Below are 15,998 nucleotides of genomic sequence, written 5' to 3' on the forward strand. Positions count from 1 at the left end.
TGGCAGGACCATGTCGGCAACAGAGGCTGCGTTGGACGGATTTCGCCATCGCCGCATGAAGAAGCCGTGTCAGAAACATGACCGTCACATGACGCAGTTGCCGAGAAAGAGAGGGCGTGCGCCGAAGAACTGCGCCCCGTGCGCGTTTCAAGCAGACGCTGTCGCAGAGATGCCCTCAATCCGTGCGAGTTCTGCCAGCACCGCATCGCGCACGTGTGCGTCGCATAGCAGCGACACATGGCCAACGCCCGCGAATGGAACGTGCCGCGCGCCTTCCAGCCAAGACGCACCGGGCGGCCCAACGATGGAGTCGTGCCAAGAAAAAATGGAGGTGATGCGCGCCCGAACGGCCGGCGTTTCAGACGCCGCAAGTTGGCGCAGCCATGGGCTCGCCCACGCCATCTGACGGACGTTGCGGCCACGTCCTGTACGCGCCATTGCCGTGCCCCGATGTGGCGTGCCCAGCGTGATGACATGTGCGACGGGGCAAGGCTGCACTTGGCGCAGCAGCGCTCGGGCAGCGAGCCCGCCCATGCTGTGGCAGAGCAAGACGGGCGCGCGGCCGTGCGTGCGCGTCAGGCGCGCGACGGCAGCAGCAATGTCCCGGGCGTATTCGTCGATGTCGCCCAGCAACGGCATGAGATCGATGGCGTCGGTCGGGTGTCCGGCGGCGGCCACATGACGCTGCATCGGTAGCCACACCGCGCGATTGCAGCCATAGCCGTGAATCATCAGCACAGGCACGCGCTTGCCCTCATCGGCGGGGGCCTCGAACGCGGCATGCGCCTGGAACGGTTGCAGCACGTTGAACATCCACGCGACGGAGACGCACTCGCGCAACCAACACGCGATAAAGCCCGCGATGCCGATGCGCTGTTCGCGCGGCACGGGCATGCGGTCCCACATGGGGTCGTCCGGTACCGCGGTGCCCAGGCTCTTCAGCGACACGAGGAACGCCCACCCGATGGAAACGAGATACCCGAGCACCAACGCCACGCCCGCGAGCACACCTGCGGCCGGCCAACTCCATCCGCCCCACCGATGTGCCGCCCAGCCGACCGCCAGCGTCGCCGCGCACTGCAGCGCCACCGCAATGCGACGCGCGGTGGCTGCGGTCAGGAAGGCGAAGGGAACCGGGGAAGTAGGCAGATCGGCGCGCGTCATGGTGGAGGTCGCCGCCGTGTGTGAAGCCAATCAGTCGCGCACCAGCCGCGTGCCGGCCAGGCGATCATGCAGGAACTGGCGCTGCGGATCGAGCCACGCCAACGCGCCCCAGGCCAGCAGGCATGCGAGAGCGACACCGGCACCGGCCCAGCGCGACGCGCCGCTCAGGTGAATGACGCCAACTGCTGCGGCCACCCACACCCAGGCCAGCAGATAGCGCACAACGGCACGGCCCAGCGAAATACGCGACCCATCGGCGTTGACCACGCGCATGCGCCATGTCTGCATCGCGAGCGTTTGGCCGCGCTTGCGCCAGAACCACACGAAGTACAGGCCCAGCGCCAGAAAGCCCCACACCTGCAGTCCAACATCTCCGGTCCGGGCAAGGGGTGGGACGATCAGGCGCAGCAGCAAGAAGACAGCCGTTGCGCCAAACATCACGCCAAACAGCAGCAGGCCTTCGTACAGCATCGCGGCAAGACGGCGACGCAGCGTGGGTGCCGCGAGCGGATCAGGCGTCGCGACCGGTGAAGTCGAAGAAGCGGAGGTGGCCATCGAACAGAGTGTGAGCGCCGGGAGCGCAGTCCATCGTGTGCCCGCGCGGAGGTCGCACGGCACGTGGTTCGGATTATGCCAAAGGGTGTGCGGGTTTCAGCCGCCCAGCACCGTCGAGGGTGGCGGGTTACCGGAGTCTCCACCCGTGGTCGCAGGCGGTGCCGCGGGGTGTGCCGGCACCGTCGGCGTGCTTGCCGGTGCAGGTGCCACCGCGGCAGCGGCAGGTGGTGCCGCGGGTGTTGCAGCCGGCGCGGATGCCGTGGCGGTCGCCTTGTTCGTCGGCACCGATTTCGTGGTGCCAGGCTTGGTGCGCGCACCGTGGTGGAGCGACTTGGCAGCGTCCTTCGCCAGGCCTGTGCCGCCCGGAAGCGCTGTGACGGCAGACGGGTGCTTTTGCGCCTTTGCCGCAGCAGCCAGTGCTTTTTTCTGCTCTTCCGTCAACTGCTGATAGCTTTGCCACGCCTCGCTCTTCTTCTGCACCGGAAGCGACTTGGTGGTCTGGAAATTTTCACGCGCGCGGTGGCGCTGTTCCGGAGTGAGCTTGACCCAATCCGCCATGCGCGTTTGCAGGCGCTGCTGCTGGGCGGGCGTGTATTTCGGATACGCCTGGGCAATCTGCAGCCACTTCTTGCGGGCCAATTCCGGCAGACCGTTCCACTCCGGCGCCAGAGGCGCGAAGATGCGCTGCTGGACGATGGTCAGCTCGCCCCAGTTCGGGTGAACGGCGGGCAGGGGATTGGTGGCAGGCGGCGTCGGCAGATCGACCGGCGCGTTGACTGTCACGCCGGGTGCTACGGCAGGCGCCGAAGCGGCCGGAACCTGCGCGATCGCAAGCCCCGCCGTCAGCCCGATCGCGCCGATCAAGGCAACGGTGCCGGCGTGCAGGCGCAGTGTCCGTTCGCCTCGCGGTGGTTGGCCGTGGGTGTGCTCGAAGTTGCTCATCGATCAGCCTTTCACTGATCGTGCTTGAGGTACTGATGGAAGCCTTGATCGGCGTAAGCGGCCAGCGGCAAATCGTCGAGCAGCATGGCGGCATCGACCTCCGCGAGTTCGTCGACGCGTTGCTGCTGCTGCCACTGATAGATGCCCGCGAGCCCAGCCACCAGCGCGATGGTCGGCCACAGCAGGCCGAGGCGGCGCAGGACTGCGGCGGCGCGCTGCAGCGGCGATGGTGCTTCGCCTTCCGTGTCGAAGGACACCGAGCCGAGGCCCGGCATTGCCAAGGCAGGCGAGCGCACCGTGCTCGGCACTTCCGCTTTCTTGTGCGCAAGCGCCGTCCGGCGCGCCGCTGCGAGGCGGTCGCGCACGTCGGGCGGCAACTGTCCTGCCGACTCGTTCAGAGCGGTTCGGACGGCATGCACAAAACGGCGTTCTCGAAGTTCTACCTTGTTCATAGTCGGATCCCTCGCGCCCGCAGCGCTTGGGCCAGGGCGTGTGTCGCCCGCGAGCAGTGCGTCTTTACACTGCCCTCGGAACAGCCCATCGCCTGGGCTGTCTCGGCAACATCCATGTCCTCCCAGTAACGCATCAGGAAGGCCTCCCGTTGACGCGTGGGGAGTTTCTCGATTTCGCGTTCCAGGATTTCCAGCATTTGCGAGCGCTCGACCTTGTCGGCGCTGCTTTCCGCCGCAGTGGTGCCGGCTTCGCTTTCGATCAGTTCCAGCGGGTCGGTGTCGTCGCCCTCGGCGTCCGTGCGGAAGCTGGAGAACAGGCTCACCCACGTGTTGCGCACCTTGGAGCGGCGAAACCAGTCGTGAATCGTGTTCTGCAGAATGCGCTGAAACAGCAGGGGGAGTTCGGCCCCCGGCTTGTCGCCGTATTTCTCGGCCAGCTTGATCATGGCGTCCTGCACGATATCGAGCGCGGCGTCGTCGTCGCGCACCGCGAAGACCGCCTGCTTGAAGGCGCGTTTCTCGACGCTTAGGAGAAAGGCCGACAGTTCCTGTTCAGAGGCCATACAACGGCGGGTGCGAATCCTGTGAGGCAGCCGCGCGAAAATTCACATTCTCAAGATGTGACGATCACGCCGCGTGGCGTCAACGGCCTTGGCCGTGAAAAATGTTGCGATGCTAGCAAAAATGCGGCTCCGCGGACAGTCCGACTGTCTGGCGGACCGCTTGCTGGCGAGAATCGCGCCGGCGCTGGACCGCTATGCGGCATTGCAGTATCATCCCCGGTTCACAACATCTGTGGTTTGTCTCATCTGGACGCCCATCAGGCGGACCATCCATGCAGACGCGCACCGCTCAAATCCGCGCCACAAGCCCGGTAGAGAGCATCCAAACAATTTTTTGCCGAAAATTGCAAAGGACTGACATGAATATGCCAAGCGCGGAATTTTCCCACGCCAATAGCGGTTCATCTGCCGACATGATGGGGGCTGACATCCTCGTCAATGCGCTCGCGGCAGAGGGCGTCGAGTTCGTCTGGGGTTACCCCGGCGGCGCGGTGCTCTATATCTACGACGCGTTCTACAAGCAAAACAAGATCGAACACATCCTGGTGCGCCATGAACAGGCGGCAGTCCATGCGGCTGACGGCTATGCGCGCGCCACGGGCAAGGTCGGTGTCGCCCTCGTGACGTCCGGCCCGGGCGTGACCAATGCCGTGACCGGCATCGCCACCGCCTATCTGGATTCGATCCCGATGGTGATCATCACGGGTAACGTGCCGACGCACGCCATCGGCCAGGACGCCTTCCAGGAGTGCGACACTGTCGGCATTACCCGCCCGATCGTCAAGCACAACTTCCTGGTCAAGGACGTCCGCAACCTCGCCTCGACCATCAAGAAGGCGTTCTACATCGCCGCAACGGGCCGTCCGGGTCCGGTCGTGGTGGATATCCCCAAGGATGTCTCGCGCGAACTCTGCAAGTACGAGTACCCGAAGACCATCGAGATGCGCTCGTACAGCCCGGTCAACAAGGGCCATTCGGGGCAGATCCGGAAGGCAGTGAGCCTGCTGCTGCAGGCCGAGCGTCCGTATATCTATTCGGGCGGCGGCGTGGTGCTCGCCGAGGCGAGCGAAGAGCTGCGCCAGCTGGCTGCGCTGACCGGTTACCCCGTGACGAACACGCTGATGGGCCTGGGTGCATTCCCGGGCACCAGCAAGCAGTTCGTGGGCATGCTCGGCATGCACGGCACGTACGAAGCCAACATGGCGATGCAGAACTGCGACGTTCTCATTGCCATCGGCGCGCGATTCGATGATCGCGTGATCGGCAGCCCGGCGCACTTCACCTCGCAGCCGCGCAAGATCATCCACATCGACATCGATCCGTCTTCCATTTCGAAGCGGGTGAAGGTCGACATCCCCATCGTCGGCAACGTCAAGGACGTGCTGCAGGAGATGATCGCCCAGATCCAGTCTGGCGAAGCCAAGCCGAACAAGACGGCGCTGGCCAAGTGGTGGGAACAGATCGAACAGTGGCGCAGCGTCGACTGCCTGAAGTACGACCGCTCCTCCGAGATCATCAAGCCGCAATACGTGGTGGAGAAGATCTGGGAACTGACCAATGGCGACGCTTTCATCTGCTCCGACGTCGGTCAGCATCAAATGTGGGCCGCGCAGTTCTACAAGTTCAACGAGCCGCGCCGCTGGATCAACTCCGGCGGTCTGGGCACGATGGGTGTCGGCCTGCCGTACGCGATGGGTATCAAGAAGGCGTTCCCGGACAAGGAAGTCGTCACCATTACGGGTGAGGGCTCGATCCAGATGTGCATCCAGGAACTGTCGACCTGCCTGCAGTACGACACGCCCGTGAAGATCTGCTCGCTCAACAACGGTTACCTCGGCATGGTCCGCCAGTGGCAGGAAATCGAGTACGACAACCGCTACTCGCATTCCTACATGCAGGCGTTGCCCGACTTCGTGAAGCTGGCCGAATCGTATGGCCACGTCGGCATGCGCATCGAGAAGACGTCTGACGTCGAGCCCGCACTGCGCGAGGCTTTCCGACTCAAGGATCGCACCGTGTTCCTCGACTTCCAGACCGACCCGACTGAAAACGTCTGGCCGATGGTCCAGGCGGGCAAGGGGATTTCCGAAATGCTGCTCGGCGCGGAGGATCTGTAATGCGCCACATCATTTCTGTCCTGCTTGAAAACGAACCGGGCGCGCTGTCGCGCGTGGTGGGCCTGTTCTCGGCGCGTGGCTACAACATCGAGACGCTGACGGTCGCCCCGACCGAAGACCCCTCGCTGTCACGCATGACGATCGTCACGACCGGTTCGGACGACATCATCGAACAGATCACCAAGCACCTGAACCGCCTGGTGGAAGTCGTCAAGGTCGTCGACCTGACCGAAGGTGCGCACATCGAGCGCGAGTTGATGCTCGTGAAGGTGCGCGCGGTCGGCAAGGAGCGCGAGGAGATGAAACGCACCGCGGATATCTTCCGCGGCCGCATCATCGACGTGACCGAGAAGACCTACACGATCGAGCTGACCGGCAACGGCAGCAAGCTCGACGCGTTTCTCGATGCCATCGATCGCACTGCCATTCTCGAGACCGTTCGCACAGGCGGCTCGGGCATCGGCCGCGGCGAGCGCATTCTGAAGGTTTGAACCGGCGCGTGCACCAGCGTGCAACTGCGGCCGGACCCCATCGATATCGAAGTATTTGAAAATTAGGACATCAACATGAAAGTGTTTTACGACAAGGACGCCGACCTCTCCCTGATCAAGGGCAAGAACGTCACCATCGTTGGCTATGGCTCGCAAGGCCACGCCCACGCCCTGAACCTGAACGACTCGGGCGTGAAGGTGACGGTCGGTCTGCGCAAGAACGGCGCGTCGTGGAACAAGGCCGTCAACGCCGGCCTGCAGGTCAAGGAAGTGGCCGAAGCGGTGAAGGAAGCCGACGTTGTCATGATCCTGCTGCCGGACGAGCAGATCGCCGACGTGTACAAGAACGAAGTGCACAACAACATCAAGCAGGGCGCCGCACTGGCATTCGCCCACGGCTTCAACGTGCACTACGGTGCCGTAATCCCGCGTGCGGATCTGGACGTCATCATGATCGCCCCGAAAGCACCGGGTCACACCGTGCGCGGCACGTACACGCAAGGTGGCGGCGTGCCGCACCTGATCGCCGTGCACCAGGACAAGTCGGGCGCCGCACGTGATATCGCTCTGTCGTACGCCACCGCCAACGGCGGCGGCCGTGCCGGCATCATCGAGACGAACTTCCGCGAAGAAACCGAAACCGACCTGTTCGGCGAACAAGCCGTCCTGTGCGGCGGTACCGTCGAACTGATCAAGGCTGGTTTCGAGACGCTGGTGGAAGCCGGTTACGCTCCGGAAATGGCTTACTTCGAGTGCCTGCACGAGCTGAAGCTGATCGTCGACCTGATCTATGAAGGCGGCATCGCCAACATGAACTACTCGATCTCGAACAACGCCGAATACGGCGAGTACGTCACCGGCCCGCGCGTCGTGACGGACGAGACCAAGAAGGCCATGAAGCAATGCCTGAAGGACATCCAGACCGGCGAATACGCCAAGAGCTTCCTGCTGGAGTACAAGGCAGGCCAGCCGACACTGATCTCGCGCCGCCGCCTGACCGAAGAGCACCAGATCGAGCAAGTTGGCGCCAAGCTGCGTGCGATGATGCCGTGGATCGCCAAGAACAAGCTGGTCGACCAGTCGAAGAACTGATCGGACGCATCTTGTGCCAGAAAGCCAGCCTTCGGGCTGGCTTTTTTTTATGCTGATTCCAGGGCGCCGGATATTGTTTCAAGTGCTGGCGCGGCCCCGTGTCGGCTAGAATGCCGCATTTCCTTCAAGACGCTGTCGAGGTCTGATTTGAACAACACGTATCCGCATCCCATCATCGCCCGCGAGGGTTGGCCGTACCTGGGCGGGATTTTCATCGTCACGCTCATTGTGCAGGCTGCCGCCGGCTTCGGCTGGGCCTGGCCGTTCTGGGTGCTGACGCTGTTTGTCCTGCAGTTTTTCCGCGATCCGGCGCGCGCTGTGCCGACGCAGGCCAACGCCATTCTTTCGCCGGCCGACGGTCGCATCGTCGCAGTCGAGCAGGTGCGTGACCCGTATGCGGATCGCGACTCGCTGAAGATCAGCGTGTTCATGAACGTGTTCAACGTGCACTCGAACCGCGCGCCGGTGGATGGCACGGTGCAGCAGGTGCAGTACTTCCCGGGCAAGTTCGTCAATGCCGACCTGGACAAGGCGTCGCTCGAAAACGAGCGCAACGCCATCGTGCTGCGCCGTGCTGATGGCCAGCTCGTCACTTCGGTGCAGGTGGCCGGATTGATCGCGCGGCGCATCCTTTGCTATACCAAGGCAGGGGAAGTACTCACGCGGGGCCAGCGCTATGGCTTCATCCGCTTTGGCTCGCGCGTTGACGTGTATCTGCCGCTGACGGCACGCCCTCGCGTGACCATTGGCGAGAAGGTGTCCGCCACGCTCACGGTGCTTGCTGAGCTGGACTGATCCGGAGGCCGCCATGCCCGCGTTCAACCGACGCAAGAAGCGTTTTACCGCCGGCAACGTGACGCATCTGCGTCCGCTTCGGCACAACCAGCCGAGGCCGGATGACGACGATCTTGAGATCGTGCGCCCGCGCCGCCGCGGCATCTATCTGCTGCCCAACGCGTTTACGACGGCTGCGCTGTTCGCCGGCTTCTTCGCCATTGTGCAGGCGATGAACCTGAACTTCGAGACGGCTGCCATCGCCATTTTCGCGGCGATGGTGCTCGATGGCATGGACGGCCGCGTCGCCCGCATCACGAACACGCAAAGTGCGTTCGGCGAGCAGTACGATTCGCTGTCGGACATGGTGTCGTTTGGCGTGGCGCCGGCATTGGTGATGTACGAATGGATCCTGCGCGACCTGGGCAAGTGGGGCTGGCTCGCGGCGTTCGTGTATTGCGCTGGTGCTGCACTGCGTCTTGCGCGTTTCAACACGAACATCGGGTCGGTCGACAAGCGCTTCTTCCAGGGCATGCCGAGCCCAGCCGCCGCCGCGCTCATCGCCGGATTTGTCTGGCTGGCGATCGACAACAAGTTGCCCGTCAAAGAGCTGTGGATGCCGTGGGTCGCCTTCGGGCTGACGTTGTATGCCGGGCTGTCGATGGTGTCGAACGCGCCGTTCTACAGCGGCAAAGCGCTGGATGTTCGCCACCGTGTGCCATTCGGTGTGATGGTGCTCGTGCTTGTGTTGTTCGTCGTGATATCGAGCGATCCGCCGGTGGCGTTGTTCGGACTGTTTGTTGGCTACGCAGTCTCGGGCTACGTGCTTTGGGGCTGGCGCGCGCTGCATGGGCAGCAGGGTAGCCCGCGCTTGCCGAAGCAGGCGGCAGACGACACCCATGAGTGACCCATGCGCTTCATCAGTGTGCGCTTGCGTCAATTTTTGAATTCGTCTATAGTCGTTCGCATGCTTTCGCGCCCGATTTCCATTCTGATTACGCTAGTCTCGATTGATGGCCTACTAGGTCGTCAGGTCGGGACACGTGCATAGGAAATCGCAAGACAAGGCAAGCAGAAACCGCCAAGTTTTCGCGAACCAGAATTCACAGCGCCCCGGCCTGCAACCATGCACGCCGGGGCGTTTTGCATTCTGCGCCGCAAGAAACCATTCAAAACACCACTAAGACCGACGCCAAAAACGTCACCCCACCAAGGAGCCGCCATGAGCGACAAACTCATCATTTTCGATACCACCTTGCGCGACGGCGAGCAGTCCCCCGGGGCGTCGATGACCAAGGAAGAGAAGATCCGCATCGCCAAGCAGCTCGAGCGGCTCAAGGTGGACGTGATCGAAGCCGGCTTCGCGGCCAGCTCCAATGGTGACTTTGAAGCGATCCGCGCGATTGCCCAGTCGGTCAAGGATTCACGGATTTGCTCGCTGGCCCGTGCGAATGACCGCGACATTTCGCGCGCTGCCGAGGCGCTCAAGCCGGCGGGGCAGTTCCGCATCCACACGTTCATCGCCACATCGGCGCTGCACATGGAAAAGAAGCTGCGCATGTCGCCGGACCAGGTGTACGAGCAGGCGCGCCTGGCGGTGCGCTTCGCGCGCCAGTTCACCGACGACATCGAGTTCTCGCCGGAAGACGGCAGCCGCTCTGATATGGACTTCCTCTGCCGCGTGCTGGAAGGTGTGATCGCCGAAGGCGCGACCACCATCAATCTGCCGGATACGGTGGGCTATGCGGTGCCGGAAGGCTACGCCGCGCTGATCCGCTCGGTGCGTGAGCGCATTCCCAATTCCGATAAGGCGATCTGGTCGGTGCATTGCCATGACGATCTGGGCATGGCGGTTGCCAACTCGCTGACCGCTGTCCAGTTGGGCGGCGCACGCCAGATCGAGTGCACGATCAACGGCCTGGGCGAGCGCGCCGGCAACACCAGCCTGGAAGAGGTGGTGATGGCCGTGAAGACCCGTCGCGACTACTTCAACCTCGATGTCGGTGTCGACACCTCGCAGATCGTGCCGGCGTCCAAGCTGGTCTCGCAGATCACCGGTTTCGTCGTGCAGCCGAACAAGGCGGTCGTTGGTGCCAACGCTTTCGCACATGCTTCCGGCATTCACCAGGATGGCGTGCTGAAGGCGCGCGACACGTACGAAATCATGCGAGCTGAAGACGTGGGCTGGACGGCCAACAAGATCGTCCTCGGCAAACTCTCGGGCCGCAACGCGTTCAAGCAGCGTCTGCAGGAGCTGGGCATCGAGCTGGATTCCGAGGCCGAACTGAACGCCGCCTTCACGCGCTTCAAGGAGCTGGCCGATCAGAAGGCCGAGATCTTCGACGAAGACATTGTCGCCATCGTTTCCAACGAGGCGCAGCACAGCGAGGGCGAGCACTTCCGTTTCGTGTCGCTGGCCCAGCGCTCGGAAACCGGCGAGCGGCCGCATGCCCGCATCGTCTTCGTGGCAGACGGCAAGGAAGTGACGGGCGAAGCGGAGGGCAACGGCCCGGTCGACGCCACGCTGAATGCGATTGAGAGCAAGGTCGCCAGCGGCGCAGAGCAACTGCTGTATTCCGTCAACGCGATCACCACCGGCACGCAGGCGCAGGGCGAGGTGACGGTGCGGCTGTCCAAGTCGGGCCGCATCGTCAACGGCGTGGGCACCGATCCGGACATCGTTGCGGCTTCGGCCAAGGCCTACCTTGCCGCGCTGAACAAGCTCCAGGACAAGAGCAGCGAAAAACTTAACCCGCAGATCTGATCGCAGGTTCCATCAACACACGCAGGAGTCAGCCCAGACCCCAACACGATCACCACTGAGCGCGCACCCGGTTATCCACCGGAACGCGAAGCGGGTGCGGCGGCACCGGACACGTCAGGAGCGTGCGCCATGCCAGCCGTCTTTGAGCGCGATGTCTGTGCGATCCACGACATGGCCGACCCGAACGTCCACGCCAGGCGATGCGCCTCGCGTGGATGTTGCCGTTCTGGCTTTTGACGCGGGCTCAGCGGCTGGAATCGTGATCGTGGTCGTACATCGGGTCGGGGCTGACCTGCGTGAGCCGCACGATGCCGTCGCGGTCGAAATAGAAGTGCATCAGCGAGGGCCACACGCCTTCATGCTTGAAACGGTAGGACCAAACCTGCCGATCCATCAGCCGGAAATACGCGGTTTCTTCGGGCTTGCCGAACGTCTGCAGCACATCGTTTTGCGTCGCCGTGCCGACGCGGACCTGTGCAAAATCCATCGTGGTCAGAATCTGCCGGAACGAGACGAGCTTGCCGCTCGCATCGAAATCGGCGGCATAAGTGAATTGCCCGTAGGGCTGCGTCGGATAGAGCCAGCGCGTGCCGCCACCGGCGTGCGGATACCGTTCCGACGGTGTGCCAAATCGTGCTTCCACGGCAGAAGCGGGTTGGCCGACCAGTGCTTCGCCCGTTTGTACGGGCGCCAACACGGTACACGCGCTTGTTGACGCCAGCGCTGCGGCGAGCAGCGCCGCGCACTGCCATGTCGATCGAATCTTCACAATGGGTCCTCCCGATGGCTTCAGTGTAGGCGGGCGTGCGATTTACGCTGGCTTGTGTCGATACGCAGCGGCGCTTTACCATCCGCGCTTCACGGAGATTTGCCATGATGTTTCGTTGGTTTGTGGCCGCGCTGGCGGCCTTGGGGTTGTGTGGGGCGGCGGGTGCCCAGCCCGAAGCCGCGCCGATCCGGTTGGCGCTGATTGAAGGTCTTTCGGGCCCGTTTGCCAACGCGGGCGAAGCAGTCGAGCGCAATCTGCGCATGGCCATCGAAGGTGTGAATGCGCGCGGTGGTGTGAAGTTGCCCGATGGCAACCATCCGCTTGCGCTCGTGCGCTTTGATAGCAAGAACACGGTTGATGAGTCGTTGCTGCAGTTGCAAGCCGCCACGGATGTCGGTATCCGCTTTGTGCTGCAGGGCAACAGTTCGGCGGCAGCGGCAGCGTTGTCGACGTCGATCTCGCGCTACAACGAACGTCATCCGGACGCGCGCGTGCTCTTCCTGAACTACGCCGCCGTCGATCCTGCGCTGACCAACGAAGCATGCAGCTTCTGGCATTTCCGCTTTGACGCATCGGCCGACATGCGCATGCACGCGCTCACGGAAGTGATTCGCGCGGAAAAGGCCGTCAAAAGGGTCTACCTGATCGGGCAGGACTACACATTCGGCCGCCAGGTGGCGCAACTGGCGCGGCAGCAGTTGAGCGAGAAGCGGCCGGACGTCGCAATCGTTGGTGAGGTGTTGCACCCCATCGGCAAGGTGAAGGATTTTGCACCGTACGTGGCGCGCATTGCTGCGTCCGGTGCGGATACGGTCGTCACCGGCAACTGGGGGAATGATCTGACGCTGCTCGTCAAGGCCGCGCGGGATGCCGGACTGAAGGCGCGGTTCTTTACGTTCTATGGCAACTCCCTGGGGGCGCCAGGTGCGATGGGCGACGCAGGGGTTGGCCGTGTGGTGGCGGTTGCGGAATGGCATCCGAATTTGGGCGGCGCCAAGTCCGACGCGTTCTATAAGGCCTTCCGTGCCCGCTATCCCGCCCCCACCGACGACTACCCGCTGCTGCGTGACCAGATGATGGTCGACATGCTGGCGGCGGCCATCAAGAAAGCGGGAACCACGGAAGCTGCCGCCGTCGCACGTGCGCTGGAAGGCGCTTCTCTGGACATCGGTTTCCACCGCATCACGCTGCGGCCCGAGGATCATCAAGCCATCCAGCCCCTTGTTGTCACGCAGATGGAGCGTGCGGGCACGCCCGGTGCGCCTTTCGATATCGAGGGCTCCGGCTACGGGTTTCGTACGTTGAAAGTGATTCCGGAAGCTCAAGCGGCCCTCCCAACGACGTGCAAGATGGCGCGCCATTGAGGGAAACGAGGTGGGGCTGTCGCTGGAGTGGGGTTCTAGGCTATAATCGCGGTCTTGCTGTCTAGGTCCAGACTCGGACGGGGCGGCAAGATCATTGTTCAACACGGCACCAACGGCGGCTATTCAGGCGCTGCAGTGTCCGCAAGTCAAAGGAATCAAAATGTCCGTCGCTGACATCAAAAAGCAAGACATCGTCAAAGATAACGGCCGCAGCGCCAACGATACGGGTAGCCCGGAAGTGCAAGTTGCACTGCTGACCGCTCGCATCAACGAACTGCAGCCGCACTTCAAGGCGCACATGAAGGATCACCACAGCCGTCGCGGCCTGCTCCGCATGGTGAGCCGTCGTCGCCGTCTGCTGGACTACCTCAAGAGCAAGGACGCTGACCGTTACACCGCCCTGGTTGCGAAGCTGGGTCTGCGTAAGTAATGGTGGGTATCACGCACTGCGCGTGATGAAAAGTGCCTGCGTCAGCGTGCTGATGCAGGCATTTTGTTTTTGGCGGCTGCGTTTGTGGCCGCGCCGGGCAACCGGTGAGTGATGGCAGTCGGCCAGTTCAAGATGAAGCGGCTGCCATGGACCGGGGGCGGCAGGAAGCAGGGCCTTGTGTCATTCCAACGCGGCATTGATGCCAGCGCTGCGCTGGAATGGCATAAAACACACCTCTGCAACCGCACCGTCTTACGGAACGTGTTTGTCGCGGTGAAGCGCAATGAAGCGCGCCGCGAATACCGAACAGGAGATGCTATGACCATGTTCAATAAGGTCGTCAAAGAATTCCAATGGGGCGGCCATAAGGTCCGCATGGAGACGGGTGAGATCGCCCGTCAGGCGAGCGGCGCTGTGCTGCTCGACATGGACGACACCGTCGTGCTCGCCACCGTGGTGGGCGCCAAGAACCCGAAGCCGGGCCAGGACTTCTTCCCGCTGACCGTCGATTACCTCGAGAAGACCTACGCCGCCGGCAAGATCCCGGGTGGCTTCTTCAAGCGCGAAGGCCGTCCGTCGGAAAACGAAACGCTGACCTCGCGTTTGATCGATCGTCCGCTGCGTCCGCTGTTCCCGGAAGGCTTCTACAACGAAGTCCAGGTCGTGATCCACGTGCTGTCGATGAACCCGGAAGTGCCGGCTGACATTCCGGCGCTGGTGGCGGCTTCGGCTGCGCTGGCTGTGTCGGGCCTGCCGTTCAACGGCCCGGTGGGCGCTGCCCGCGTGGGTTACAAGGATGGCCAATACCTGCTGAACCCGAATCGTGCCCAACTCGCGCATTCGGATCTGGACCTGGTTGTGGCCGGTACCGAGCGTGCCGTGCTGATGGTCGAGTCCGAAGCGCAGCAGCTCTCGGAAGAAGTCATGCTGGGCGCCGTGGTGTACGGCCACGAGCAGATGCAGATTGCCATCAACGCGATCCACGAGCTGGTGCGCGACGGCGGTAAGCCCGAGTGGGATTGGCAAGCTGCTCCGAAGAACGAAGCGCTGGTCGCCAAGGTGTCCGAGCTGGGCCTGGCCGATCTGCAAGCCGCTTACCAACTGCGCCAGAAGTCGGCCCGCAGCCAGAAGCTGAAGGAAGTCTACAAGTCGGTTGCGACCAAGCTGGCCGAAGCCGGCGTGGAAGCCGACGGCGTGGAAGTCGACAACATCCTGTTCGAACTCGAATCGAAGATCGTGCGCGGTCAGATCCTGAACGGCGAACCCCGTATCGACGGCCGCGACACCCGCACGGTGCGCCCGATCGAGATCCGTTCGTCGGTGCTGCCCCGCGCCCACGGCTCGGCTCTGTTCACGCGCGGTGAAACGCAAGCGCTGGTGGTGGCCACGCTCGGCACCAAGAGCGACGAGCAGATCATCGACGCGCTGCAAGGCGAGTACCGTGACCGCTTCATGCTCCACTACAACATGCCGCCGTTCGCCACGGGCGAAACCGGTCGCGTGGGCAGCCCGAAGCGCCGCGAAGTCGGCCACGGCCGTCTGGCCAAGCGCGCGCTGATTCCGGTGCTGCCGAAGGACGACGAATTCGCTTACACGATCCGTCTGGTGTCGGAAATCACCGAGTCGAACGGCTCGTCGTCGATGGCTTCGGTGTGCGGCGGTTCGCTGGCACTGATGGATGCTGGCGTGCCCCTCAAGGCGCACGTGGCCGGCGTGGCCATGGGCCTGATCCTGGAAGACAACAAGTTCGCCGTGCTGACCGATATTCTGGGTGACGAAGATCATCTGGGCGACATGGACTTCAAGGTGGCGGGTACCGACGCAGGTATCACCGCGCTGCAGATGGACATCAAGGTGCAGGGCATCACCAAGGAAATCATGCAGGTGGCGCTGGCGCAAGCCAAGGAAGGCCGCTTGCACATCCTGGGCAAGATGCAGGCTGCCATGGGCGGCGCTCGCACCGAGCTGTCGGAGCACGCCCCGCGCATGATCACCGTCAAGATCAATCCGGAGAAGATCCGCGACGTGATCGGCAAGGGCGGTTCTACCATCCAGGCGCTGACCAAGGAAACCGGTTGCACGATCGACATCCAGGAAGACGGCACGATCACTATCGCGTCGACTTCGTCGGAAGGCATGGCAGAAGCCAAGCGTCGCATCGAAGGCATCACGGCCGAGGCCGAAGTGGGCAAGATCTACAACGGCACGGTTCTGAAGCTGCTGGACTTCGGCGCGATCGTGAACATCCTGCCGGGCAAGGACGGTCTGCTGCACATCTCGGAAATCGCCAACGAGCGCGTGAACCAGGTTTCCGACTATGTGAAGGAAGGCCAGGCCGTGCGCGTGAAGCTGCTGAGCACCGACGAGAAGGGCCGCATGCGTCTGTCGATCAAGGCTGCCAAGGCTGAAGAAGGCGACGTGCCTGCCGCTGCACCGCAAGCCCCGGGTGCTGGCGACGCTGCCTCGCAGCAACAGCAGCAACAACAGCAGTAAGCAAGCGGTTTTCGCCAAGAAAAACGGC

At 63.0% G+C, this 15,998-nt stretch carries 15 protein-coding genes; 9 read left to right on the forward strand and 6 right to left on the reverse strand.

What is annotated here, in order from left to right; all coding sequences use genetic code 11:
* Positions 1-147 precede the first annotated feature (147 nt).
* The 5 genes from ABIC76_RS16330 to ABIC76_RS16350 form a co-directional block, all read right to left on the reverse strand.
* Positions 148-1,164, reverse strand: a complete 1,017-nt coding sequence (locus tag ABIC76_RS16330) for an alpha/beta fold hydrolase (RefSeq protein ID WP_354534591.1) — start codon at positions 1,162-1,164, stop codon at positions 148-150.
* 30 nt (positions 1,165-1,194) lie between these two features.
* On the reverse strand, positions 1,195-1,719 hold the full coding sequence (locus ABIC76_RS16335) for an RDD family protein (RefSeq protein WP_102066416.1): 525 nt from the start codon (positions 1,717-1,719) through the stop codon (positions 1,195-1,197).
* A 96-nt stretch (positions 1,720-1,815) separates the two neighbouring features.
* The gene (locus ABIC76_RS16340; protein WP_354534592.1) at positions 1,816-2,661 is read right to left on the reverse strand and encodes a DUF3106 domain-containing protein; all 846 of its coding nucleotides are present in this window, start codon (positions 2,659-2,661) and stop codon (positions 1,816-1,818) included.
* Between the two features lie 11 nt (positions 2,662-2,672).
* The gene (locus ABIC76_RS16345) at positions 2,673-3,113 is read right to left on the reverse strand and encodes a DUF3619 family protein (RefSeq protein WP_027681020.1); all 441 of its coding nucleotides are present in this window, start codon (positions 3,111-3,113) and stop codon (positions 2,673-2,675) included.
* Complete coding sequence (locus ABIC76_RS16350) at positions 3,110-3,676, reverse strand: RNA polymerase sigma factor (protein ID WP_012762315.1); 567 nt, start codon at positions 3,674-3,676, stop codon at positions 3,110-3,112. Before ABIC76_RS16350 ends, ABIC76_RS16345 begins: the two co-directional genes overlap by 4 nt.
* A gap of 359 nt (positions 3,677-4,035) precedes the next feature.
* On the opposite strand from ABIC76_RS16350, the gene ABIC76_RS16355 reads away from it, so the two are divergent.
* From ABIC76_RS16355 to ABIC76_RS16380, 6 genes are all read left to right on the forward strand, one after another.
* Positions 4,036-5,793: an acetolactate synthase 3 catalytic subunit gene (locus ABIC76_RS16355; RefSeq protein ID WP_354534593.1), complete on the forward strand. Its 1,758-nt coding sequence runs from the start codon at positions 4,036-4,038 to the stop codon at positions 5,791-5,793.
* The gene (gene ilvN, locus ABIC76_RS16360) at positions 5,793-6,284 is read left to right on the forward strand and encodes an acetolactate synthase small subunit (RefSeq protein ID WP_027681022.1); all 492 of its coding nucleotides are present in this window, start codon (positions 5,793-5,795) and stop codon (positions 6,282-6,284) included. Before ABIC76_RS16355 ends, ilvN begins: the two co-directional genes overlap by 1 nt.
* Positions 6,285-6,359: 75 nt before the next feature.
* A complete protein-coding gene (ilvC, locus tag ABIC76_RS16365; RefSeq protein WP_012762314.1) occupies positions 6,360-7,376 on the forward strand; it encodes a ketol-acid reductoisomerase in 1,017 nt (338 codons plus the stop codon).
* Between the two features lie 147 nt (positions 7,377-7,523).
* Positions 7,524-8,171: a phosphatidylserine decarboxylase gene (locus tag ABIC76_RS16370; protein ID WP_004630830.1), complete on the forward strand. Its 648-nt coding sequence runs from the start codon at positions 7,524-7,526 to the stop codon at positions 8,169-8,171.
* A gap of 13 nt (positions 8,172-8,184) precedes the next feature.
* Entirely contained in the window at positions 8,185-9,057 is an 873-nt protein-coding gene (gene pssA / locus ABIC76_RS16375) for a CDP-diacylglycerol--serine O-phosphatidyltransferase (RefSeq protein WP_354534594.1), read from the forward strand.
* Positions 9,058-9,372: 315 nt separating this feature from the next.
* Entirely contained in the window at positions 9,373-10,914 is a 1,542-nt protein-coding gene (locus ABIC76_RS16380) for a 2-isopropylmalate synthase (protein ID WP_027681024.1), read from the forward strand.
* Positions 10,915-11,158: 244 nt separating this feature from the next.
* Here the strand turns inward: ABIC76_RS16380 and ABIC76_RS16385 are convergent, their stop codons facing one another.
* The gene (locus tag ABIC76_RS16385; protein ID WP_502947865.1) at positions 11,159-11,611 is read right to left on the reverse strand and encodes a hypothetical protein; all 453 of its coding nucleotides are present in this window, start codon (positions 11,609-11,611) and stop codon (positions 11,159-11,161) included.
* Positions 11,612-11,790: 179 nt separating this feature from the next.
* Between ABIC76_RS16385 and ABIC76_RS16390 the strand changes: the two genes are divergently transcribed.
* The 3 genes from ABIC76_RS16390 to pnp all read left to right on the forward strand — a co-directional run bounded on the left by ABIC76_RS16390 (position 11,791) and on the right by pnp (position 15,970).
* The gene (locus ABIC76_RS16390; protein ID WP_354534729.1) at positions 11,791-13,047 is read left to right on the forward strand and encodes a branched-chain amino acid ABC transporter substrate-binding protein; all 1,257 of its coding nucleotides are present in this window, start codon (positions 11,791-11,793) and stop codon (positions 13,045-13,047) included.
* A 160-nt stretch (positions 13,048-13,207) separates the two neighbouring features.
* Positions 13,208-13,477: a 30S ribosomal protein S15 gene (gene rpsO / locus ABIC76_RS16395; protein WP_012436069.1), complete on the forward strand. Its 270-nt coding sequence runs from the start codon at positions 13,208-13,210 to the stop codon at positions 13,475-13,477.
* Positions 13,478-13,795: 318 nt separating this feature from the next.
* A complete protein-coding gene (gene pnp / locus ABIC76_RS16400) occupies positions 13,796-15,970 on the forward strand; it encodes a polyribonucleotide nucleotidyltransferase (protein WP_037027177.1) in 2,175 nt (724 codons plus the stop codon).
* The last annotated feature ends 28 nt before the right edge of the window (positions 15,971-15,998 follow it).

The organism is Ralstonia sp. 1138 (assembly GCF_040544795.1).
In the GTDB taxonomy this organism is placed as follows: domain Bacteria; phylum Pseudomonadota; class Gammaproteobacteria; order Burkholderiales; family Burkholderiaceae; genus Ralstonia; species Ralstonia flatus.

What these genes read in the sequence shown, in the direction of transcription:
- pnp (WP_037027177.1), top strand. Translation starts at nt 13,796, where the DNA reads ATGACCATGTTCAATAAGGTCGTCAAAGAATTCCAATGGGGCGGCCAT.
- ABIC76_RS16355 (WP_354534593.1), top strand. Translation starts at nt 4,036, where the DNA reads ATGAATATGCCAAGCGCGGAATTTTCCCACGCCAATAGCGGTTCATCT.
- pssA (WP_354534594.1), top strand. Translation starts at nt 8,185, where the DNA reads ATGCCCGCGTTCAACCGACGCAAGAAGCGTTTTACCGCCGGCAACGTG.
- ABIC76_RS16380 (WP_027681024.1), top strand. Translation starts at nt 9,373, where the DNA reads ATGAGCGACAAACTCATCATTTTCGATACCACCTTGCGCGACGGCGAG.
- ABIC76_RS16335 (WP_102066416.1), bottom strand. Translation starts at nt 1,719, where the DNA reads ATGGCCACCTCCGCTTCTTCGACTTCACCGGTCGCGACGCCTGATCCG.
- rpsO (WP_012436069.1), top strand. Translation starts at nt 13,208, where the DNA reads ATGTCCGTCGCTGACATCAAAAAGCAAGACATCGTCAAAGATAACGGC.
- ABIC76_RS16390 (WP_354534729.1), top strand. Translation starts at nt 11,791, where the DNA reads ATGTTTCGTTGGTTTGTGGCCGCGCTGGCGGCCTTGGGGTTGTGTGGG.
- ilvN (WP_027681022.1), top strand. Translation starts at nt 5,793, where the DNA reads ATGCGCCACATCATTTCTGTCCTGCTTGAAAACGAACCGGGCGCGCTG.
- ABIC76_RS16345 (WP_027681020.1), bottom strand. Translation starts at nt 3,113, where the DNA reads ATGAACAAGGTAGAACTTCGAGAACGCCGTTTTGTGCATGCCGTCCGA.
- ABIC76_RS16350 (WP_012762315.1), bottom strand. Translation starts at nt 3,676, where the DNA reads ATGGCCTCTGAACAGGAACTGTCGGCCTTTCTCCTAAGCGTCGAGAAA.
- ilvC (WP_012762314.1), top strand. Translation starts at nt 6,360, where the DNA reads ATGAAAGTGTTTTACGACAAGGACGCCGACCTCTCCCTGATCAAGGGC.
- ABIC76_RS16340 (WP_354534592.1), bottom strand. Translation starts at nt 2,661, where the DNA reads ATGAGCAACTTCGAGCACACCCACGGCCAACCACCGCGAGGCGAACGG.
- ABIC76_RS16330 (WP_354534591.1), bottom strand. Translation starts at nt 1,164, where the DNA reads ATGACGCGCGCCGATCTGCCTACTTCCCCGGTTCCCTTCGCCTTCCTG.